At 59.5% G+C, this 21,402-nt stretch carries 26 protein-coding genes; 10 read left to right on the forward strand and 16 right to left on the reverse strand.

The window, feature by feature from the left end; genetic code table 11:
- Window positions 1–197 precede the first annotated feature (197 nt).
- On the forward strand, window positions 198–776 hold the full coding sequence (locus tag V1290_RS01250) for a diguanylate cyclase (RefSeq protein ID WP_334362608.1): 579 nt from the start codon (window positions 198–200) through the stop codon (window positions 774–776).
- Entirely contained in the window at window positions 773–1,039 is a 267-nt protein-coding gene (locus V1290_RS01255) for a DUF2269 family protein (protein ID WP_334362609.1), read from the forward strand. The genes V1290_RS01250 and V1290_RS01255 overlap by 4 nt, the downstream gene beginning before the upstream one ends.
- Before the next feature lie 262 nt (window positions 1,040–1,301).
- Here the strand turns inward: V1290_RS01255 and V1290_RS01260 are convergent, their stop codons facing one another.
- From V1290_RS01260 to V1290_RS01305, 10 genes are all read right to left on the reverse strand, one after another.
- Entirely contained in the window at window positions 1,302–1,916 is a 615-nt protein-coding gene (locus V1290_RS01260; RefSeq protein ID WP_334362610.1) for a hypothetical protein, read from the reverse strand.
- 419 nt (window positions 1,917–2,335) lie between these two features.
- Window positions 2,336–2,704, reverse strand: coding sequence for a hypothetical protein (locus V1290_RS01265; protein WP_334362611.1), 369 nt, complete (start codon window positions 2,702–2,704; stop codon window positions 2,336–2,338).
- Window positions 2,680–2,892: a hypothetical protein gene (locus V1290_RS01270; protein ID WP_334362613.1), complete on the reverse strand. Its 213-nt coding sequence runs from the start codon at window positions 2,890–2,892 to the stop codon at window positions 2,680–2,682. The genes V1290_RS01265 and V1290_RS01270 overlap by 25 nt, the downstream gene beginning before the upstream one ends.
- 816 nt (window positions 2,893–3,708) lie before the next feature.
- Complete coding sequence (locus V1290_RS01275) at window positions 3,709–4,779, reverse strand: ROK family protein (protein ID WP_334362614.1); 1,071 nt, start codon at window positions 4,777–4,779, stop codon at window positions 3,709–3,711.
- A gap of 78 nt (window positions 4,780–4,857) precedes the next feature.
- The gene (locus V1290_RS01280) at window positions 4,858–5,214 is read right to left on the reverse strand and encodes a hypothetical protein (RefSeq protein ID WP_334362615.1); all 357 of its coding nucleotides are present in this window, start codon (window positions 5,212–5,214) and stop codon (window positions 4,858–4,860) included.
- A 136-nt stretch (window positions 5,215–5,350) separates the two neighbouring features.
- Window positions 5,351–5,833 (reverse strand): DUF3147 family protein, encoded by a 483-nt coding sequence (locus tag V1290_RS01285; protein WP_334362616.1) that lies wholly within the window; start codon window positions 5,831–5,833, stop codon window positions 5,351–5,353.
- Window positions 5,830–6,177, reverse strand: coding sequence for a DUF3147 family protein (locus tag V1290_RS01290; RefSeq protein WP_334362617.1), 348 nt, complete (start codon window positions 6,175–6,177; stop codon window positions 5,830–5,832). The genes V1290_RS01285 and V1290_RS01290 overlap by 4 nt, the downstream gene beginning before the upstream one ends.
- Window positions 6,174–6,779: a cupin domain-containing protein gene (locus tag V1290_RS01295; protein WP_334368903.1), complete on the reverse strand. Its 606-nt coding sequence runs from the start codon at window positions 6,777–6,779 to the stop codon at window positions 6,174–6,176. Before V1290_RS01295 ends, V1290_RS01290 begins: the two co-directional genes overlap by 4 nt.
- 129 nt (window positions 6,780–6,908) lie before the next feature.
- Window positions 6,909–7,811 (reverse strand): YihY/virulence factor BrkB family protein, encoded by a 903-nt coding sequence (locus V1290_RS01300; protein WP_334362618.1) that lies wholly within the window; start codon window positions 7,809–7,811, stop codon window positions 6,909–6,911.
- A gap of 538 nt (window positions 7,812–8,349) precedes the next feature.
- Window positions 8,350–9,339: an ABC transporter substrate-binding protein gene (locus tag V1290_RS01305; RefSeq protein WP_334362619.1), complete on the reverse strand. Its 990-nt coding sequence runs from the start codon at window positions 9,337–9,339 to the stop codon at window positions 8,350–8,352.
- Window positions 9,340–9,776: 437 nt separating this feature from the next.
- On the opposite strand from V1290_RS01305, the gene V1290_RS01310 reads away from it, so the two are divergent.
- Window positions 9,777–10,748, forward strand: coding sequence for a Bug family tripartite tricarboxylate transporter substrate binding protein (locus V1290_RS01310; protein ID WP_442894956.1), 972 nt, complete (start codon window positions 9,777–9,779; stop codon window positions 10,746–10,748).
- Between the two features lie 175 nt (window positions 10,749–10,923).
- Here the strand turns inward: V1290_RS01310 and V1290_RS01315 are convergent, their stop codons facing one another.
- The 5 genes from V1290_RS01315 to V1290_RS01335 form a co-directional block, all read right to left on the reverse strand.
- Window positions 10,924–12,690, reverse strand: a complete 1,767-nt coding sequence (locus tag V1290_RS01315) for an adenylate/guanylate cyclase domain-containing protein (protein ID WP_334362621.1) — start codon at window positions 12,688–12,690, stop codon at window positions 10,924–10,926.
- 423 nt (window positions 12,691–13,113) lie between these two features.
- Window positions 13,114–13,392: a DNA -binding domain-containing protein gene (locus tag V1290_RS01320; RefSeq protein ID WP_334362622.1), complete on the reverse strand. Its 279-nt coding sequence runs from the start codon at window positions 13,390–13,392 to the stop codon at window positions 13,114–13,116.
- 985 nt (window positions 13,393–14,377) lie between these two features.
- On the reverse strand, window positions 14,378–15,190 hold the full coding sequence (locus V1290_RS01325) for a hypothetical protein (RefSeq protein ID WP_334362623.1): 813 nt from the start codon (window positions 15,188–15,190) through the stop codon (window positions 14,378–14,380).
- Window positions 15,191–15,273: 83 nt separating this feature from the next.
- A complete protein-coding gene (locus tag V1290_RS01330) occupies window positions 15,274–15,495 on the reverse strand; it encodes a hypothetical protein (protein ID WP_334362624.1) in 222 nt (73 codons plus the stop codon).
- Window positions 15,496–15,815: 320 nt separating this feature from the next.
- Window positions 15,816–16,010, reverse strand: a complete 195-nt coding sequence (locus tag V1290_RS01335) for a DNA-binding protein (RefSeq protein WP_334362625.1) — start codon at window positions 16,008–16,010, stop codon at window positions 15,816–15,818.
- A 192-nt stretch (window positions 16,011–16,202) separates the two neighbouring features.
- On the opposite strand from V1290_RS01335, the gene V1290_RS01340 reads away from it, so the two are divergent.
- The 7 genes from V1290_RS01340 (at window position 16,203) to V1290_RS01370 (ending at window position 20,900) form a co-directional block, all read left to right on the forward strand.
- Complete coding sequence (locus V1290_RS01340; protein ID WP_334362626.1) at window positions 16,203–16,649, forward strand: hypothetical protein; 447 nt, start codon at window positions 16,203–16,205, stop codon at window positions 16,647–16,649.
- A gap of 31 nt (window positions 16,650–16,680) precedes the next feature.
- Complete coding sequence (locus tag V1290_RS01345; protein WP_334362627.1) at window positions 16,681–16,947, forward strand: Arm DNA-binding domain-containing protein; 267 nt, start codon at window positions 16,681–16,683, stop codon at window positions 16,945–16,947.
- 151 nt (window positions 16,948–17,098) lie between these two features.
- Window positions 17,099–17,848, forward strand: coding sequence for a tyrosine-type recombinase/integrase (locus V1290_RS01350; RefSeq protein ID WP_334362628.1), 750 nt, complete (start codon window positions 17,099–17,101; stop codon window positions 17,846–17,848).
- A gap of 351 nt (window positions 17,849–18,199) precedes the next feature.
- Window positions 18,200–18,958: a DNA-processing protein DprA gene (locus V1290_RS01355; protein ID WP_334362629.1), complete on the forward strand. Its 759-nt coding sequence runs from the start codon at window positions 18,200–18,202 to the stop codon at window positions 18,956–18,958.
- Window positions 18,945–19,631, forward strand: coding sequence for a phosphoribosyltransferase (locus V1290_RS01360; protein ID WP_334362630.1), 687 nt, complete (start codon window positions 18,945–18,947; stop codon window positions 19,629–19,631). Before V1290_RS01355 ends, V1290_RS01360 begins: the two co-directional genes overlap by 14 nt.
- A 122-nt stretch (window positions 19,632–19,753) precedes the next feature.
- Window positions 19,754–19,996: a hypothetical protein gene (locus V1290_RS01365; RefSeq protein ID WP_334362631.1), complete on the forward strand. Its 243-nt coding sequence runs from the start codon at window positions 19,754–19,756 to the stop codon at window positions 19,994–19,996.
- A 76-nt stretch (window positions 19,997–20,072) separates the two neighbouring features.
- Window positions 20,073–20,900, forward strand: a complete 828-nt coding sequence (locus tag V1290_RS01370) for a hypothetical protein (protein ID WP_334362632.1) — start codon at window positions 20,073–20,075, stop codon at window positions 20,898–20,900.
- On the opposite strand, the gene V1290_RS01375 is transcribed toward V1290_RS01370, so the two are convergent.
- Window positions 20,857–21,333, reverse strand: a complete 477-nt coding sequence (locus V1290_RS01375) for a DUF488 domain-containing protein (RefSeq protein WP_334362633.1) — start codon at window positions 21,331–21,333, stop codon at window positions 20,857–20,859. The two genes, V1290_RS01370 and V1290_RS01375, sit on opposite strands and share 44 nt — an antisense overlap.
- Between the last annotated feature and the right edge of the window lie 69 nt (window positions 21,334–21,402).

Consider the following 21,402-nt stretch of genomic DNA (forward strand, 5'->3'; position numbering starts at 1 on the left):
CACGGCGAGAACCACTGCTCGCGACCTAATGTTGCCCGAGCGATCACCTGGTATGGATTCGAGGCGGTCCCGCAGGGCGAGAGCCCGCGGAGATGACCGCCGCCTACTTCTGGCGAACTCCAAATGAGTTCCGCCAGAGGAACGTTTGTGGCGGCTGCTGATTTATCCGTACAGATACGTTTCAAAGGAGGTTTGACATGGGGCCCGACGAGGTCCTGCGGGGAATGTTGATGTATTTCGTGCTGCCGCTTTGGCTGGCCGCCGGCTTTGCCGATTATCTATGTCATCGCGCCGGCCATATCGAAAAGACAAGCGGATGGAGGGAATCGGTCCTGCACCTTCTTCAGTTCGGCGAAATGGCTCTTCCGGTGCTGGCCGCGCTTTTCCTTGAAATTACATCGGGCGTGATTCTGGTTATGATCGTGTTTCTAATACTTCATGAAGCGACCGCCATTTGGGATGTTCGCTACGCGTCGGCAATGCGCGAGATCGCGCCGGCCGAACAGCACATCCATAGCGTTCTCGAAATGCTTCCCCTGACGGGTTTGCTGCTGGTTATCGCGCTGCACTGGCCGGCTTTCGCTGCATTGTTCGGTTTTGGCATGCCGGATTTCTCATTCACGCTGAAGCAGCAACCGCTACCTGTAACTTACGTCGTAACGATGCTGGTCTTGACCGCGCTCCTGGAGGTTTTGCCCTACATGGAGGAGTTGATCCGCAGTCTGCGTCACCGGAACCAGCCAGCACAATTACGGGGGTCTGGCTCGCATGGTTGAGCGGCTATTCTCTCGGGGATGAATGGATCGCAGCTTCCATTCTGCTCTATACTGTGACTGGCGCTTTCTGGTTGCCGGTGGTCTGGATGCAGATGCGCATGCGGGATCTTGCCATCCGCGCCGTCGAGTCAAACTCATCGCTATCCTACGAGCATACGCGTCTTTTCCGTTGCTGGTTCGCCTTCGATTTTCCCGCATTCGCCGCCATACTTATCATCTTCTGGCTCATGATCGCCCGTCCTGCCATCCCCTATTGGGGCTAATCCTTGTCTGGTTCGTGCTCAGTACGGTCCGACCGGCGCGACGTTTTGGATGGGAGACAAAGGCGTCGTGTGCTGCGAACCGGCCCGTCTAACTCTTGAGACCGGCGACGCATATAAGCTCTAGCGGAAGCTATGCACTTAGCCAACTGAGCCGTTTTATTCGGGCGGCGGCATACCGCGCAAAAGAGCGAAGATTGGCACCAGCCCGGCCATGCGAGATGGAATGACCGTACCGGTTAACGAAATGCCGCGGCCCAATTCCCTAGGCAACAGGTCGTGCCGCTTCCTTGACGGCCTGACTTGTGGTCGCCATTCCGGCAGCGTACGCAGCACCCGCGCCGAGCAGCAGCGCGCAGAAGCTTGCAAACATCACATACGCAAAGTGTTTGCGTGCCTCTTCGATTTGCGATTGCGTCGGAGATCGGACGGCGGAGCCGACAGTTTCGCGATTCGGAACCCCCGACAAGGCCGCAACGCGGGCGCTGGCCGCGTATGACGGGCCGACCAGGTTGCTGGCGACACTGGTGGTGGACGTCGGGATCAGCGCCGCTGCCGCTACGACGACCACTGTCGCAACCGACCAAGCGGCCAAGGCCTGTCCTACTCGCCCGAGGCCGGTTTGATCGGGCGAATTGGCCGCCGCGACCGCGCCGCCGATAAAGGCGGCGATGACGCCCGATACAGCCCACCACACGAAGGCGGCCCAGCTGGCACCTGCAGGCGCGGACTGAGCGGTCGGGACATCAATCGCGAGCAGACCGATGCCGAATCCCAGCATGGTCAGTAGGACTTGGACAACCAATGAAGCAAATACTCCAGCCAGAACGGCCGACCAGGTCCAGCCGAAAAAGGCGTTAGGCACTGTACGCGGGGCCATGATGAACTCCTCCAGTTCAACAGTATTCGGTGCCCAACGCGGCGTTCAAACTTCTGTTCCCTTTCAGGAACTGCCGATGCTCTTCTCCGTTAGAATTCTAAGAGGGACCTATAACAGGAGTTGACAATGACGTTTGGCAGAGGCGCCCTGCTGTGGCTCTTGGGCATTCCCCTTCCCGTCATCCTGCTGCTCGCGTTGTTCTGGCGTTAGCTGCAGTGGCAGAAGCCGGTGGTCAGGATAGGTGTCCGACGGCTCTGTGCCGGAGGGACTGAATGCGGGGCATAAGGCCCAGAAGACCGAGACCCTTGCAAACAGCGGCACGATACTACGTTCGACAGCAGTGAGCGGGTGATGGTGGTGCCCAGGCTAACGCCGTCAAGAAGGATGGATTCTTGCTCGGAGATCTGCGAGGAAGGCCGTTAGCGCATCATCTGCGCACCTCTGCACTCGGGCGTCAGCAGCGTAATTCCCAGCGTGCGAGCATGGCCTGTTGCACGGCGTTCGATGAAGGCATGAACACAAACGAGCGCGGGCGATGATCCCGGTGGCCTGATCTTTCGCAGGTCTGCCAAATGCCGTGCAGAAGCAGCCGGATGTTGGGATCGGACATGCTCTATCCGATGAACAGGATGGTGCGAGCCAAGGCGTCCGCGCGAAACTTGATATCCAAGAGGGTCGAAGGACAATCGATTGAGAAAATCGGTCTCGGTAAGACCCAGCGACGCATCGTCTTCGAAGTCGTCATGATACTTGACGATATGCGTCACGCCATCCGCAGCACCCGCCATCTGCTTCGCGTTCGCTTTGCGTCATGCTTCTTGTGAACTTCGAACGCCGTTTCGAGATTGCGGTCATGGTTGGTGGTGTAAATGGTCGAAAAATCGAGCTCGACGATGAGTTTATGAAGCTTCGACTCGGCGACGCGATCCGCAGCGACCTTCCAGTTTCGATCCAGCCAACTTCGTAAAGGATCCATTTCGCCTTGCTCCAGGCGATAAAATTCAGCCAGCATCTGATAACCGTCGTTCATTCCATCGATTACGTCGGGACTGAGGTCGAGCTCTTTCAGCAGCTGATCGACGAGGCTTTGCTAAGAAGGCAACCTCACAGCCATCGAGACGCCTGCCAACGAACAGAATCGCGTGACGGCACTTGATGGCATCTGCCAAGACGTCCCTGGAAGATGACCTTTGCTGTGCTGCACTTGCTTCTGAAGTTGCCATCCGTTTCAAACAGGTCACCGTTTCAACAGGTCAGAGTTGCTCCTTTCGTTATTCGCAGCGGGCTTTGCCGAGGCGCCTAGCTGCAGGCCCGGAACTCGGAGGCTCCTCACTTGCGGCTTCGCAAGCTCGCGGCGATGACGAAGTAGAAAAGTATAAAATACCCCTTCATCTACAGATTCTTCACGCGGCTTCCACCTTGCGTCGAATTTGCTGAGCGCGCTCGCCGTTTAGTAGAACCAGCAAACACCGTTGTCTGTTCCAGTTAACTGCCGGCGAAGCTCTAAGTTCTTCCCGCATGATGGCTGACCCGAGGAAACATAAATGTTCCTCAAGTAGGAAGCAGAATATTCGAAGTCGGCAAGTAAGCACCAAGGCGGAGGTTAGGAATGGCTTACTGAGGCGCGATAGCCTACCCACAATCTTGATTGATACGCTTTCGCATCTTCGGCGGCGTTTATACTGCCGACTTTCGGGAAGGAGCTGGCTATCCATCGGCTATTGCAAAAATCGCCCTAGGAAGCGAGCGCTTCAGACGAGATCGTGCAGAATCTCGCCACCGACCGATAGCCTCAGCGTTCGCGCTTGCCGTTGCGGTTGGTGAAGCGGGCGTTGCCCAGACCGGTGCCGATAGTCAGTACGCCCCAACGCTTCACGTCCTGCATGAATGGGACCTCGGAGAGCCCCTGCACGAGGCCATCATTGTGCATGATGACGGCCGTGTCGTGCTCGCCGATCCGGGGGATCGCTTCGACGAGACTTGCCGGCAGATTGAACTTGCTACTCTCCCAGTTGCCCGGCAGGTTCTGCGCGCCCTTTCTGATCGTGCCGTCGCTCTCGATGACGCCTGGGCATGCGACGCCGATGAACGGCGCGAGCTTGAATCCCTCGTCTTCCGCCTTCGCGATCAGATCCTTGAGCATCTTGACGAGGCGCTTGACGGCGTTCTCACGGGTCGGCTCGTCGTCGGCATGACGCCATAGCTCGAACTTCCACACGCAGGCCCTGGAGAGGTCCGGCGCCTTCTTGCGACGCGTTTCCACGACGCCGCAGCGGATGTTGGTGCCTCCGATGTCGACGGCAAGGATGGAGTCATGAGCTTCGAAAATCCAGGATGGCGCGAGATGTAGCGCGCCGATAAGGCCTGCGTCGTCCGGGTGACGGTGGATCGGCACCATCTCGACCTTGAAGTTCTCGGCCTTGAGGACAATTTCGGCGCGCGCGATGGCGAGTTCGCCGAGCCGGCTGTCGCGAAAGCCGCCGCCCACTACGATGCGCTCGGTCTTGTCCCAAGCCTTGGTCTTGAGGAAGCGGCGCGTTACGTGGGCGAGTTCCTGCGCGAAGTCCTCGATGGTGCTGTGCACGACCGCTGACGCTTCGGTGTCGTCGCCGACCAGGATGGCGTCGAGTTCCTTCTTGCTGATGTTTTCGGAAAGCTCCTTCCCGAACGGGTCGTCGCCAGATTTGCGCAACGGCTTCCGCCACTCTTCGAGAGTTTCCCGGAAGGCGCCTTTGCTGGCGCGGTCCCCGAGGAATCCTTCCTCATCCTTCAGTTCGAGGTTGAAGCTGTCGATCTCAACCCACGGGAGGCGGGAGGCGCCGTGAGCGGCGATGTCGGTGGTCATGATCGTTTCGTCGGCCATGCTGAGCCTTGAACAAGCCGGGGGCAACTAGGCGGTTTGGCATTCAACACGCGCCCCGCACCGCGGTTCCTCGCGTTTTTAGGCAGGCTTCGCCAAATGCACGGTCCGGGATGAGGCGAACTCCTGCCGCACCCTGTTGACCCCCATCGCGGTCTCGAAAAGCGCTTCCTGAATGTCGCGCGCGATTTCGCCCCAGAACCTCCATCGCACACTGTGCCCAAGCGTGGCAAACTGTTCTCGTCCATCCGCCATTTCGTTCTCCCGATGTAGAATGGAACGTCCGGCGGCCGACGGCGGGAACGCCGATGAGATCACGGGCGAATCGAAGGACAAGGCATACTTGACCTGCCATCGTCGCCGCCGCTTGGGCCGTCGCGCGCTGTGAGAGCTACCGATATGGGACGTTTGATAGCCTGGGTCGAGGACCTCGGCCATGACGAGATCATGCGCTTCCTTACCCACGAACTTGAATGAACAAAACGCGGCCACCGCCAGACCTAACCGTGGGCGCTGCGCAAAGGTGTCTAGCCAAAATCTTCGACCGCGGCTCGATGCCGCCATCGTCGTCCGATCAGTCGTAGCGGTTTCGCGAATTCGTTGAGCCGCTGGTCTGTTCCACTGTCCGCACCGATCGCATCTTCCGGCGCGCGTACCAAGCCACCACCGCGATAGTCAGCCACGCGAGCGACGCGCCGATGAAGGCGGCCGGTACGCTGCTGCGTACTACTAGCATCGAAAAAGCGACTGCAAAGGCCAGCATGCCCAGCGCGCCGAGCGCGGCGCCAGCGGCGTCGACGGCGGCCGCCATTTGCCCGCGGCGCTCGCCGGCGAGACCCGCTTCGCGCTTGCGGCGGATTTCATGCTTCTCAATCAGCGTCGCGCTCGCGCAGAATATGGCCGGAAGCGCGAGAAAGAGGCCGCCGACGAATGCTCCATAGCGGCTGCTGACGAGGCCGGTGAAGACGGTCGCGGCACCGCCAAGCGCGAAGCGGATCAGATATTCGTACCAGTGTCCTTCCTTGAGAGATGACGGCGAAAAGCGGATCGGGGTCATGTCTGACCTCCGGCGAAGACTAGCAGCCCGAAGGCGACGATCAGCCAGACGACCAGCGACAACGAGGTAGCCGTCACCGCTCGCAACTTCGCGCGGACAAGGAGATGGCAGACGATGACACTGTAGATGGCGAGCGCAATCGCTCCCGCAATCATCGCCTGAGTTTGCAGGGCGGCGTAGTCTGCCCCGTGCTGATGCACCGCGATTCCAAGCGTGGCGAGCGCGACCGAGGGGGCTGCTCCGAACAGGCCGGCGAAGCTCTTTGGACGCAGAAGATCTCCCAGCATCGCGAAGGCCGATACGACGGCGCCCCCGACGAGGAAGCGGATGATGTATTCAGTCATTTCGCTCTCTTCCAGAGTTTCGAGAGCGGCCCGCCGGCCCCGTAGATTGGATCCTTGCGTGGCACAGGCACCTTCGGGATAGTTTTCAGCGCGCGCGGACGGTCCTCGGCGGTCGTGCACTCGTCGTAAGTACCGGTTGGCGGGTAGGCCCCGATGACGAGGAACTCATCGTCCGCTGAAAGACACTGATGGCCCGTGCCGGCGGGGAGAACGGCGACGTCGCCAGCTTTCAGCGTGAAGATCCTTCCCTTATTGCCGCCGAAGCGAACGCGGCCCTTGCCGCGCACGATGCCCAGAACCTCATGGATCCTGGAGTGATAGTGCACGTAGTCGTAGATGCCGTCGCGCCAGGTGTCGCCCCATCCGTTAGCTTCGAACAGGTCCTCGATCACCGCCGCCGGGTCATGGTGCTTGTCGAGATCGACGGCGCCGCGATAGATGATCAGCGGCCATCGCGGATGATTGGGAACGAGACCGTCGTCTTTAAAGCGGGCGGCATGGGGTTTTCTCGCCCGGACGTGTTCCGAAGCCTTTGGTTTCCCGGGGCGTCGGAGGCCGGTGGTGCGCTCAGCGTATTCCTTCATATCTTCAAGAATCGGCATCGTCATTCTCCACTGAAGCTTCGACTGGGTAAGGTCGTGGTATCCGACGAGCGTCCTCGCTCGCAGAGAATTTCAGGTCTGCTCGCCCGGACAACACGCTCGGCTGAACGTCGGCTGCGCTCGAGTGCCTCATTCGCGGCTCCTCGAACGCCGGTCGGAATGCGATAGCTGGTCCCCTTCCCCAGGACCCTTCCCCAAGTCGCGCCGTTTCAAGGAGCCGCCGTGCTTTGAGTAACTGTGGGTGACCTCGGCGCCCATCAGGATGATCTGCGACGTGTAGTAGACCCAAATCAGCACGACAACGATCGAGGCTGCCGCGCCATAGGTCGATTCGAGTCCTTGCTTACCGATGTAGAAGCCGATGGCCGCCTTCCCCACCTCGAAGAACAGCGCCGTGAGGAACGCGCCCAGCCAGACGTCGCGCCAGCCAACGGACACGTCGGGGAGCCATTTGAACATCATCGCGAAGAGCACCATCACGACGCTTAACGAAATCAGTATGCTGACGACGTGAAGTGCTCCCTCCGGCAGGTAGGTGGCGGCGTATTTGCCGGCCGCGGCGAGGCCTGCGCTCACGACGAGCGAGATCAGAAGGAGAAAGCCGAGTGCCAGCACGGCGGCGAACGACAGCACGTAATTGCGGACGAAGAGCCAAAGCCCGGTTTTCTCGGACTCGTCCACCTCCCAAACTACGTTGAGCGCGTCCTTCAGCTGCACGACGACGCCGATGGCGGCGAACAGCAAGGCTCCCAGGCCTAGGACTGTGGCCAGGATACCGGCGGCCGGGCGACTAGGCCCCGCCAGCATCGCCTCGATGGCCTTGGCCCCCGTTTCTCCGAGCATCTCCTTGATCGATGACATGACTTGGGAAGTGACCGCTTCATGGCCGAAAAGCAGGCCCGCTACCGCGATGGCAATCACAATGATGGGGCCGAGCGAAAACACGGAGTAGTACGCGAGGGCAGCCCCCTGCCTGGCATCCTTGTGGCTCGACCAGTTGGTCGCTGCCTCTTTGACCACCGTCCACCACATGTCCGGTCCAACAGAAGCCATCGTACCCCAACTAATAAAGGCCGTCCGAATGGAATGTTCCTGCGGAATACAACTGAGCGGAACTGGCACTGCGGCCGAACCGTTGCGTATCTTGGTTCTTGAAAGGATCGGGCGATGGCAGCCAACAAGCCGATCGGTGACAATGCGCGCAAGGGAGCCGTGCGCAAGCGCAGTCATCCTCACCAATTGGCGAGACCACCTGGACAACCCGTCGGCGCCGGAATCTATTTGATCAGCCACCTACATTAAAAGGAAGTCGGTCCTTGGTGTGATGCCTGACTACTCCTATTCAGCCTCACGCCACCCACGCAAGAGCCTCTGCCGACAAAAGGCAGGGGCTTTTTGCTTGGTAGTCCACGTTTGCTGAATTGCGGCGAATGGCGTCTATGCGTCAATCGCGTCGGTTTGGCCCTCAGTCGATGACTTCCGGTCCCCCTGTAAACTGACGTCGTTAGGGCCAGTGAGCATGTCTCAAAAGGGCCAACTTTGAACTCATGCCCCGCAGCAAACTACGCCCTCATTCGATCACCTCGTCGGCGCGGGCGAGCAGCGATGGCGGCATGGTCAGCCCGAGCGCCTTGGCAGCGCTGGGATTGACAATAAACTCGAACTTGGTTGGCTGTTGAACTGGAAGATCCGCAGGCTTGGTGCCCTTCAGGATCTTGTCTACGTAGGTCGCAGCGCGCCGGGACAAATCCGATAGGCTCGCGCCATAAGCGATGAGGCCTCCAGCCTCCACAAATTCCCGAACGCCGTGGATGGCAGGCAAGCGATTTCTCGCTGCGAAGTCGACAATCTGTTTTCGATAACCAACGGTGAGTGGGTCTTCGACCGTAATCAGGCCCTCTGGACGTTGGACTTTGGCAGCCTCGAACGCTGTATCAAAATCATCGGGACTGCGCACCTCAAGCGATTGCAGCGTAATTCGCAATGTCCGGGCGGCACGGTCCGTCTCTCTGAACACATCCGCCGCATAGGGATTGGCAGCATTCCACAGGATGGCCGCTCTGGAGACGTCGGGCAGAAGCTCCTTGAGTAGCTCCAACCGCTTCCCGCCCAAATCCGGAGCCATTAGGCTCAAACCTGTGACATTCCCGCCTGGTTGCGCCAAACTCGGAACAAGCCCGCTCCTGAGTGGATCGCCAGCAGGCGCCGTGACAATGGGGATCGTCGAGGTGGCTTGCTTGGCGGCGAGTGACGCCAATGTTCCGTTTGCAACGATGACATCGACCTTGAGGTGCACCAACTCTGTGGCCATGCCGGGTAGCCGATCCGAATGACCTTCTGCGAATCGGTACTCGAAGGCAATATTCTTCCCTTCCATCCAGCCCAACTCACGGAGGGCTTCAACGAAAGCTCGTTCCATTCCGGCGCCACCCTGCGCAGCTGCGGCGCCCGCGTTGAAATAACCAATACGGTATAACTTGCCTGCCGGCTGTGCTCCGGCATTGAGCGGCCAAGCAAGTGCCACGCCGCCAATGAATTTAACAAATTGCCGCCGCCGCATGGCCGTCTCTCGGATCAGGATTAGCCCCAATTCAAATTATCGCACTGAACGGGGTTCGGGGATAGCGTCAGCCGCGGTCGGCGGGAGGTGGCTGATGTCTCAATCGGGTCAATCGCGTCGGTTCGTCCCACCGCTGACCACTTCCGGTCGTCCCCCAACTGCTGACATCACGCATCGGGATCACCACTTCCGAAAGGTGCCATTTGCTGACTCGTGCGGTACAACATGGCTCTTAATTCTTGCCTTCCGCCGGTCGCGCAACTGATGTACCCTGATTGTGAGCTGCCGAGCGGGACACATGCCGAAGTCCCTTTTACTTAGCCGCAGCGCTCATGCCGTCGGCAGGCGCGCATCGAAAGTAAACCGACATTCGCGTGTGCGGGCTCCCGTGCGACCCCGCAGGTTCTCCGCATGCCAGCAGTTTGTGGAGGTCCGCCATGAAGGTTCCTCGCCGTCAATTCCTGCATCTGGCAGCGGCCGCTGCCACGCTTCCGGTATTATCCCGCTCCGCTAGCGCGCAGAGCTACCCGACGCGACCGGTGCACCTGCTCGAAGGCTTTGGCGCCGGCGGTGCACCTGACATTGTCGCGCGATTGATCGGTCGATCGCTGTCGGAGCGACTTGGACAGTCAGTTATTATCGAGAACCGCAGTGGCGCTACCGGCAACATCGCAACCGAGGCGGTCGTGCGGGCGTCCCCGGACGGCTACACGCTGCTGTTGGTCACCGCAACAAATGCGATCAATGCGACCATGCTCAAGCTTAACTTCGACCTCATCCGCGATATCGCGCCGATCGCAGGTATCGTTCGTGTGCCGTTGGTCATGGAGGTCCACCCATCGGTTCCCGCCAAGACAGTCGCGGAGTTCATCGCCTACGCGAAGGCTAATCCCGGCAAGGTCAATATGGCGTCAGCCGGGACCGGATCTACGACCCACTTGGCCGGCGAAATGTTCAAAACGATGGCCGGCGTCGATCTCTTTCACGTGCCTTATCGGGGTGCGCAGGTATTTCCTGCTCTCTTCACCGGCGAAGCGCAGGTCTATTTTGGTCCGTTACTCTCATCGATCGAATATATCAGGGCCGGCAATTTCCGCGCCCTGGCGGTAACGACGGTGGCACGCTCGCCAATATTGCCGGATATTCCAGCTCTGAGCGAAACCTTGCCCGGTTACGAGGCAAGTTCATGGTACGGCCTTGGCTGTCCTAAGCGCGCGCCGGAAGAAATCATCGAAAAACTGAACAAGGAGGTCAACGTCAGCATCGCCGATCCGAAACTCCAAGCGCGGCTTGCCGATCTGGGCGGCACGGCTCTTGGCGGGTCGCCCGCCGACTTCGCCAAACTGATCTCCGACGAGATCAAGAAGTGGAGCTGGGTGATTTTGGCGGCCAATATGAAACGGGAGTGAGCAGCAGGGGGGCTGCCGCACTGCGGATTTCGCCAGCATATGTCGGCTCAGGGTCCAAAGGCGCCGTTTTGACCTCGATCGACGACTTCCCGTCTACCCCAATCACAGATATTGCTAGTGTCCGTCGGCACGCCTCAAACTGCCAATAACGAACACTCCTGCTCGCCGGGTGCAGTCACTCCGGCAGTCCCGCTTTTCGCAGCCCCTCTTCATACCTAGCAAGATCTTCCGGGCGGCGAAACGGGATCCGATCCTTGACGTCGGAGATCCGATACGCTGAATCAAGCTCGCGCATGCGGGCCAAGGCCCTCTGCGCTCCCTCCAGTCGCCCACCAAGCGCATGGGATGCAGCAGCCAAACGAAATGCGGGCGCGAAATTCGGCGCCTGTGCAATCGCCTTCTCTGCCCATGATGACGCATCGTCATAGCGGCTTGCGCAGAAATGAGCGAGCGCGATCCCGTGGTACGTCCCAAAGATGGCCGGATCGCGTGGGTTCTGGCGGATGAAACGCGTAAAGCGTTCGATCGCCAATTCCGGCTCGCCAAGATAGATTTTCACCCAACCGCTGGCCCGCCACGCCGATGCCAAGTTCGGATTGAGCGCAAGCGCCCGATCGATTAGCGCGGCACCCGCGTCGAAGTCGTGGACCAGGTAGGCAAGTGCATAGCCGGACCTGCAGAGCGCGGTCGCATCGTAGTGGCCCAGCTCCGCCGCACGACGAGCGAGGCGCTGGGCTTCCGCGATCTCTTGCACGCTATTTCCCATCCAGCCATTCTGCTTGCGCGGGCAATAGCACGACGCAGCCATGCCATAAGCTGAGGAAAATTCGGGGTCGAGTTCGATGGCGCTGTAGAATAGACGCAACGCCTCCTCATTAGCCTCCCTGTTAAACCCCCTGGTTGCCCGATGATGGCTCGCTATTCCGCGCAGATAGTGGTCGTAGGCATCGAGGCTCCCGGTCGTCTTGTGCTTAGCACGCTCGATCTCGGCCCACTCCAACTGCGGCGCGATGGCGCCCACGACGTTCACAGTAGCTCGATCCTGCAGATCGAAGATGTCGTCGAGCGCTCCCTCGAAGCAATCCGCCCACAGATGCGCCCCGGTCGACGCATCGATGAGCTGCGCCGTGATGCGCACCCGGTTCCCCACCTTGCGCACGCTACCTTCGAGCACGTAGCCTACGCCCAGCTCGCGACCGACCTGCTTCACGTCCACGGCCCGGCCCTTGTAGATGAAGCTCGAATTGCGCGCGATCACGAACAGCCCACGGAAGCGCGATAAGGCCGTGATGATTTCTTCCACAATGCCGTCGGCGAAGTATTCCTGTTCCGGATCGCCGCTCATGTTATTGAAGGGCAAGACGGCGATCGACGCCTTATGGGAAACGGTAAGCGCCGCCGCTTTCGCGGCCCCTTCGAGCCGCACTCGATAGACCCAGACCGGCCGCGCGATATTCTTGAGCTGCTGCTCACCCGCGTCCTCGAAGGCAAGGTCGAGCTGGCCTTGTGCGTACTCCTTCACGCGACCCGATACGCAGATGCCACCCGGCTCAGCAAAGCCCTCCAGACGCGCCGCGACGTTCACACCATCACCAAAAATGTCACCGCTGTCGATTATGACGTCGCCAACATTGATGCCAATGCGAAACTCGATCCGTCTTTCCTGCGGCACACCGGTGTTGCGCTCGGACATTCCGCGCTGAACCTCAACGGCACAATGCATCGCATCCACTACGCTGCTGAACTCAGCCAGCATCCCATCGCCGGTGTTCTTGAACACGTGCCCGCGATGTTCGCTGATCTTGGGATCAACAAGGATACGCCGATGTTCCTTCAACTGAATGTGTGTGCCCTCCTCGTCCATGCCGGTCAGCCTGCTGTAGCCAGCGACATCGGCGGCGAGGATGGCCGTGAGCCGTCGCTCTACGTGCTCCCTGGCCATGTATGCCTCCGGGTGGGTAAAGGACAGTTTACTCCCCTTCGGGAGCGGGGGCCAGCAGCCGGTTTTGAAACACACGTTGCGGGGCACAGTCTGCTTCGCCGGGCCACGGCGCCAAAGATCCCGATGCCGAGAAGCCGAAACGCCAAATCAAAGCGATCCAAGCCCGATTGAGGCGGCCCACGGCCTTCCCTGCCGGCATAAACCGCTCGCGCCGGGACGGCACGGCCGGCCCTCGCGCGCAATGTCTCTTTCGGGTCAAAAGGCGATATCGTTTGGCTTTAGAGGCACTTCTGCTTTGCTCCCCAAGGCAGACATCATCTGGCCCGCTCGGCATGGCCATGAGGGCCAGTAGGCGACATGCCAAGCGAGGCATAGACTGCCTGGTGCTCTTCCTATGGCGCCGGGCGAATTAGCCGCGTCGCTTTAAGCCGACGCGCCACGACGTAGCAGGTGACGATAACCGTGCTCCGTCATCCATTTGGCGCGCGATAGATGACTGTCGAACGCCTTCCGGACCCGATCAAATTCGTGTTCCGGATCGAGATGCAGCACCACTCGTGCGAGTTCGCGCCAGTCCGCACCTTCCGCATGCGCATCAAGCAGGCGCAGGTACGTAACGAGGTGCTCCTTGTCGTAAGAGGTCAACGCGCTACCAGAGGGCGCAATATCGGCGACATTGGGATCAACTGGCGGCGTCTGCATGGACGTCCTCGCAATAGGTTTGTTGATTGACCAACTTTGCTTGTGACTCTTTGGCATATTGATGAGCGCTACAGACGCGCCGAACCGTGTGGCTCTCGAACGGAAACCTCCTGAATGCCCGAGTGGCTAACTCCCACCTACGGGCTGCGATGGGCTTGCGAGCCGCAGCCGGCGCCGGCGGTGTCGAGCGGGAGAGCTGCGAGCGAAGGAAGGCGATCACCCCTTCGAGGTGCGCAGTCTGGGCGTTGATCTCCTCGTCGGTCATTGCCGCTCCTGCGTGGCCAGGGAGAACGTATCGCGGTGACGCTGATAAGCGCTGCGCCGATATCGGCCGGATTTCACAACCTTGCCGCTCGCCACCAGATGCCGAAGCGCTCGGCGCACCGAGACGACCTCAGCATCGGTCGGTGTGCGCCACCCCGGTCTAGCCATCGGCCGACCGTGGGAATAGGCACACCCCGCTATTTCCGACGCGTTCAACCGGTCGCACCGCTCAAGGACGATGAGGATCGCCCGCCGCAACCCCTTGGGGCGATATGGGAACTTATTCCTGTGGCGCGGGCCGTACATTTAGGGACCTCGGCTTGAAAAGAAAAGTGGAATTTTCAAAACCTGGAATATGCAGAAATGCCGCGCGCGTCGCGCGCCGCGATGCGTATCCCTCCATACCGGTCCCTATGAAAATCTGCGCGAATTCGCCCGATTGCTGGGCCGTAGGCGGCCCGTGGCGTGCGTCGTCGATCTCGGCAGCGAGAACGGCGGGCAACGGCACAGTGCGCACCGGTGGCGATCCTGCGCGGCAAGTTGCTATTGATTACGGGGCTGCTGGTGCGTCTCTCCCCAACGGCGCGGTGGTCGCCATCAATGCACGGCAGGTGCTGGACAACCCGCTCAGTAGCTTGCGGTGCGCATGCCCTGCTGGGAGGTGGTGCGGTGGTGGAGCCTAAGACTCGATCGACGATGTCGCACAGCGGGTGAAGGCGAGTCATATGCCCTCTTCGGCAATCTGGCGTGGCCGACCTTCGCTTGCTTCCTTCCTTTCGTCGAAAATTCGAACTCTCAGCTTGCTCCGGCCTAAGAGAGCGTTGCCCGTGAGGGCGACGCTTAGGCCGAAGGCCGACGCCTCTTGGCGTCCCTCGAAAGCTGCAGGGTTACCGAGTGGCACTGAAATTCCGTAACGCTTTCTATTGTTATTTATGTCACGTGACGCATTTTTAGTGCCATTCTCACGCTTCCTCTGGCGATAGTAAGTGCGTCTGCTGATCCCGATTACTTCCCACGGCTTTGGACCCTCCGACTTCGGACGGCCACGCTTAGCGCATGTGCTGTTCTTGGCCCGGTGTCTTCGGGAGCGCTCGGCAGCCTTGGCGCGCTTGATGCCCAACCTGACTTCATAATTCGGGTCATCATTGGCGCCGATGAAACGCAGGCCGAGCTTGTGGCGGTCGCGAACGGTTATCCCGAGGACGGTTGCGCACTGGTCGTGGGCCCATCGCTTGTTCGAAGTGTTGGTGTAGGCGATAATCTGGCCTAGCTCAGTGGCGGTGAGCCACGGCACCCATTTCCGGCACCATCGGCGTACGGAGCGTGGCGGGTTGGACGGGCATGCCAGGTAGGCGTGATCCGCGCCCCACTTGAGGATCGGCTGGAGTCGATCATCTTTAGGCAGCGTCTTCCAACCACGGTATTGAAACCACTTGCGCGCGTCCGCGAGACGACCACAGGCAATTAGAGCGTTTTGATCGAGATTCTCGTCACTCTTGAATTTCAGCCCGTTCTTGGGCATACGCTTAGGCACTGAGGGTTTTCCTTTGCACGGGTTTACTCTCTCGAATTTGCGCCGGCGGGGCCCCTCAACTCCGCTGGCGCTTTTTTGTTGAGCTACGCCGACTCGCAGCCCACACGCGCGAGTTCGCCCAGCTCGTTCGCCATTCCTTGAAATCGATCAACGATTTCGTGCGCCGAGTAGCCCTTGCGCTCCAGGCGCTCAAGTAGTCGCACGATCGCGGCGTCGATTGCCAACTCGCGGAAGCCCTTCTGACGGATTGCCTCTGCCTCGTCGGCCCGGTCCTGGAATTGGCGCCGTAGATCGATCACGCTCATGGTGGATCTCCTTCAAACTTCAGGGGTGGAAGTCTTTGACCGAAACTGGAGAAGGTCATGCGACGCCCACCTGCGCGGCGCAGATGCCGGGTGCCGGACCCGTGACGCCCTGATCCGCGGCACGCGGGAACATTGTGGGCCCATCGAACCGGCGGCTCTTGCGGCTGTAGGACCTGCGCGCCAATCGTTTGCACGCGCCCTCTCTGGCGAGCCGCGGCGCTGAAAGAATCCACTGAAGTCCGTCCGCGCACCGGATGACGCGCCAATTCGAGTTCAGCATCACGGCGATGTGCGGTAACTGTCGGCAGTCTCCCGCAAGCTCATTTCGCGCCGGCCTGTTCAAGCATCTTGTGCCACGCCAGCTTGGGCACCCGGAGCAGCTTGCCAAACCGAATTACGGGTATTTCACCGCGCTTCACCGCCTCATAGCTGGCGTTCCGTGCGAGCCCGACCAGGGCGCCCGCTTCGGGGACGGTGTAGACAAGGGTTGCGTCGTTCTGAACTGGAGATTTCATTCGTCGTACCGTTTTATGGTGGTTCACCATAAATAAGCACGTTCGTCCTCTGTTCGCAATAGAATTATGGACGTTCACCAAATATCAGGCTAGTCTCTGTGCGTTATGGGCAGTCTGACTAGTCTTCTTCCGTCGCTCGCACCGCGACTGGGCCTCACGCCGGCTGCACTCTACGAGAGGCAGCGGCTCCTTGTGAGATTAAAGCTGCTGCAAAAGCCGATCGGAAGAGGTCGAGGCAGTGGAGCAGATGCTTCGGCTGAAACGGTCGCATGGGTGCTCTTGGCAGTGCTGGTCGCCGACAACCTTTCAGATATCGGCGGCCGGCTTAAGATATTCGCAAACGGCAAGATCGGCGCAGCGCGGGGACCGTTTAAGAAGGGTTGCACGTTGATCGATGCGCTGAGAGCGATCCTTGATCGGCCTGAGATCGCCTCGAAAATAAGCGTCTTCATTGTCAATCGACAAATCAATACGGCCCTGATCGGCTGGATGGTTGGAGAGACCCCCAACATAGAGAACGAGTACGTCTCTTTCGGGGAGTCGAATGAACCAAAGCAATTTCCGGATGTACTCGTTCGGGCAAGCATCACCTCTGACCTTTTGCGAGAAATAGCTAACAAGCTGCATGATGGGGAATAACTTATAGCGGGCCAACGGGAGTCGACGGGTCATGAAAGGTTCAATTCGCGAGCGCTCGCCCGGTCATTGGGCGATCATCCTTGATCAGCGCGATCCCGCCACCGGCAAGCGAAGGCGGAAGTGGCATTCGTTCAAGGGTACAAAGCGACAGGCTCAGATCGAGTGCGCTCGACTGATCTCAGAAATGAAGAACGGCGACTATGTCGAGCCATCCAAGCTCACATTGACGCAGTTCTTCGACCGCTGGCTGAAACACATCAAACCTAAGCGTCTCGAAGCGAACTCACGAGCGATATAGCGATCTTCTCAATAAGAACCTTGCCCCCCTGCTCGGCGCCAAAATCCTTTCCAAGCTCCAGCCGATCGACATCAGCGAGGCCTATGGGAAGGCGATCGAAAGCGGCCGCCGGGACGGCAAGGGCGGTTTGTCGCCCCGTACAGTCCACCACATGCACCGGGTGCTCTATTCGGCCCTTGGTCAGGCCGAGCGTTGGAAACTGATTTCTCGCAATCCTGCAGCCCTTCTGGAGAAGAAGGACCGGCCGAAGATCGAACGCAAGGCGGTTGCCACCATCGACCCGCCGACGACGGCGACGGTCTTTGACGCGGCTCGCGAGCGGCGGCTATTCATCCCGCTTGTGTTGGCTACCCTGTGCGGGCTCCGCCGCGGAGAGATAACCGCCCTGCGCTGGAAATCCGTCGATCTGGACAACGCACAGTTGGCCGTGATCGCCAGCACCGAGCAAACCGACGCTGGCGAAATCCGGGAAAAGGAAGCCAAGAGCGGGCGTGCCCGCACGGTCGCCCTCCCCGCCATGGCCGTCGAGGAGCTGCGCCGCTGGCGCGTGGCGCAGGCTCAGGAACTGCTACGGCTAGGCGTCCGGGCGGATGATACCTGGCACGTCATTACCCAAGCGGACGGCTCCCCACTGCAGCCGCGAAGCCTTACCCACGTCATGTCTGCCTTCCTCAGAGAATGGGGAATGACGCTCCACAAGATGCGCCACACCCACGCCAGCCACATGCTGGCCGCCAAGATCCATCCCAAGATCGTGCAGGAGCGCCTAGGGCACTCCTCGATCGCGATCACGATGGATATTTACAGCCACCTGATGCCGAATATGCAGGGTGAGGCCGCCGCGGCGGTTGACGGCGTGCTACGCGCCGCCATAAACAAGCGAACCGACGATGTTGGGTAGCAAAGCGGTAGCAGAGTCACAATCTGTTCTCTGTTCCGCGACGAAAAGCTAAGCAATTTCAAGGTCCGGAAGGGTGGCCGAGTGGTTTAAGGCACCGGTCTTGAAATACGGAATCTGCGCTCTCAGCTGATCCCGATTAGTATTGATTGGTTGAGATTTCAGCGACTTATCTCGCCCATTGGTTCGTTCTGGTTCGGATAGTTAAATGTCATCCCAGGAAGTTTGGGTCCAAAATTGGGTCCCGAAGGCTAGAACCAATCGGTGCCCGATGAGCAGGAAAATCCCCCCACTCCACGGTGACGCGCTCCGCAGCCGCCGGTAGACTGATTGGCCATCCGAAGGATTCGAAGCATGCCCCTCCAGGCAGCAGACCGGACGACCGGCGCCGCTATTGGGCGCCGCGGCGGATATGTGCCCCCGACGGAGGTGCATACCCATGCGCTGCCCGATTTGCTGGTCCGGATCGGCCGAGCGGCGCTCGAAGACCAACAACTCGACTTTTTACGCGACGCATCGCCTCGTCGCGAGGCTACCGTTTTTTACGCTGGCAATCTCGACATCCTCGACGCACCTACCGTGTCGATCGTCGGCACCCGCGAGGTCTCAGAAGCTGGATGGCGGCGCGCTTCGCAGCTGGCGCGCGATTTGGTCAAGGCTGGCGTGACGGTCATGAGCGGGCTGGCCAAGGGCGTGGACACGGCCGCGCTTACCAGCGCCATCTCGAACGGTGGCCGCGTAGCCGCGGTGATAGGTACGCCACTGGATAAGGCCTACCCCGCGGAGAACGGGCAGTTGCAACAGCAAATCTATGCTCATCACCTTCTGATGACGCCGTTTAAAGTCGGCGATCGCGTCTTCCGATCAAACTTTCCAACTCGAAACCGGGTCATGGCGGCAATCAGCGATGCCACCGTGATCATCGAAGCCTCCGATACTTCTGCGACATTGCACCAGGCGGCGGAATGCGTCCGACTAGGACGATGGCTTTTCATCGCGAAATCGGTTGTCGATGACGGCTCCCTCACCTGGCCGGAGCGGTTTGTCGGACAACCGAAGGTGGGCGTGCTGTCGTCGACCTTTGACCTGATCAACGCAATTGGCAACCCTTAAACTCATCAGTCTGTGCGCCTACCTCACCGACAGCGAGGCGGAATGGCGCGCGGAAGATCACCGGGCGACGAAGATGATCAAGGCCATCAAGGGCGACCCGATCAAAGGCTGGTTTCATAGCTATGTCGGTGGGCAGCGGCGAGTGTATGATCAAAACAACGTGCAGGATTTCGTTTCGCGGATCCCGCCAGCGTTAGCGAAGAACATCCTGCGACATCACGACGGTGAAGCCACCATCGTGCCGATACCCAATTCGCACGTCACTTCAGCGACAACGCCGGACTTTAAGACACTCGATCTCGCGCGCGAGATTGCCAGGAAGAGCGGCGGGATACTGAAAGTGGCCCCTGCCCTCGTGTTTCGGGAAGTGCAGAAAAAATCACGCGAAGGCGGTCCACGAGACCCGTCACATTTCGAGACTGCTTACAAGGTTGTAGAACGACCGAAGGGCCCGATTATTTTACTGGATGACGTCTGCACCACCGGCGGTCACCTAGTGGCTGCCCATTGGCTCCTGCACCGTCACCCGAGCCGTCCTGTGGTGCTGGCCTGCACCTTCGGCCGCACGACCAAGCAACAGCATGATGAGCCGATTGGCTCCGGGCAGAAGATCTCGACGTTGCACGGCGCCGCTAATCACGGCGGCCCGCATTCTCAATCGCGTTTACTTTGACAGCTTGGGTTGGGCCTGGAGAGCTAGGTCCGTAATTGCGCGGGGCGATATCCGACTAGACTCTTTGCCGGAGGCGTGGTTGCATGCGGCCTTTCATAAAACTATTTGGGGAGGGCTAAATAATGAAGCATCTGGTCCTGGCTGCCGCGCTGACGCTCATCCACACCGGCGCCCAGGCGCAACTCTACGGCACCGGCTCGAACTCAAGGAGCCATAGCGTCCAGGGCCATATAACGAGCAGCGGCACCTACGTGCCGCCTCACACCGCGACAAATCCGAACAGTACGCAGATGGACAACTACTCTACGCGCGGGAATGTCAATCCCTACACCGGTGCCGCCGGCACGCGCACGCCACGGTATTGATGCAGCGACGTAGTGAGTTGCTGGTCCCGACCTAGATCGGTCGGGGCAGCGCCGCCCTCACCCGAAGCGACGTAAAATGGCTTCCTTCGAAACTGATATTTTGATCCTTTGCAAGACGTATCCTTCCCCAAGCGGACGGTATGTCGAGACATCATGCGTCGCCGGAATGAGACCGAACGGATCTTTGATCCGCCTGTTCCCTGTACCTTTTCGTCTGATCGACGGTGCTCATCAGTTCAAGAAGTGGCAGTGGGTCAACGCTCGCATTGGGCGCGCTTCAGCCGATCGACGCGCCGAAAGCCATAGGCTCTTCGTGGACACCATAAAATTCTTGGGCGAACCACTGTCGACTTCGCGTAAATGGGAGGCTCGTCGCGAAGCCATCGGCAAACTGAATGTCTTTCAAGATTTTGCAGCATTGGAGGCCAGCCGCCTTAGTGCGGGAACTACATTAGGACTTCTCCGACCCAGCGCCATCAGCTCGTTCGAGATCACGCAGGTGGCAAAGCCGGACTGGTCAGAAGACGAAAGAGCGAAGTTATTGCAAAGCCAACGTCAGGGCGGACTGTTCGATGATGCGGACGCCAAGGCTCTCAAGACACTTAGGAAGCTTCCGTTCGACTTCCACTACCGATACGCTTGTACCATCGACGGAACGACGAGGGAGTATCGTCACAAGATTGCGGATTGGGAAGCTGGTGCACTTTACTGGAACTGTCGGCACCGACACGGCACCGCCTGGGAAGCGTCTTTCCGAGCGAAGATGGAGGCTCAATTGCCGTCGGGTGATTTGATGTTTTTGATGGGCACGATCCATCGGTTTCCGGACCAATGGTTGATCGTCAGTCTTATCTATCCGCCTAAGCGGCCGGCCGAACGCCCGCAGTTAACGCTGTTCGGCTGAGATGGTCGACGGATAAGCCGGCAGAGGCAGCCACTGCCTCGGCAACGAACTTCCGGTGGCATCTCTCAAAGTCGGCCTCGAAGCAGACTAGACATGCTGCTGCATCCTTGGAGACCGTGGCGATCGCGGCGACGTCATCGCCTCGGCTCTTCAGGTACTTCATAAACGCGATCGTATAGGCGCTCCAATTTCCGTCCGCCCTATAGCGGTCGCGGATCGTCTTCGGGCAGCCAACACCGGGCGCGTGCATGTACTGGATGCCCGCCTTTTCGAGATAGGAGGCAAACGCCTTCTTCGAGAAGCCATGCTTTCTCGACAGGGGATTGGCGCGCACGTCGATGACGATCCTAGTCCCCGCCCCCTTCAGATGTTCGATGAAGGCCTGAATGGTCAGGCCTTCATAACCAAACGTTTGAATTTGCTTATTGATCATCACCGCGCTTCCTTGCCTGAGGAAACAAATATTCTCAAGCAAATGATTTAGTTCGCGTTACTTCCCGAG

It is taken from the genome of Bradyrhizobium sp. AZCC 1578 (assembly GCF_036924675.1).
Taxonomy (GTDB): domain Bacteria; phylum Pseudomonadota; class Alphaproteobacteria; order Rhizobiales; family Xanthobacteraceae; genus Bradyrhizobium.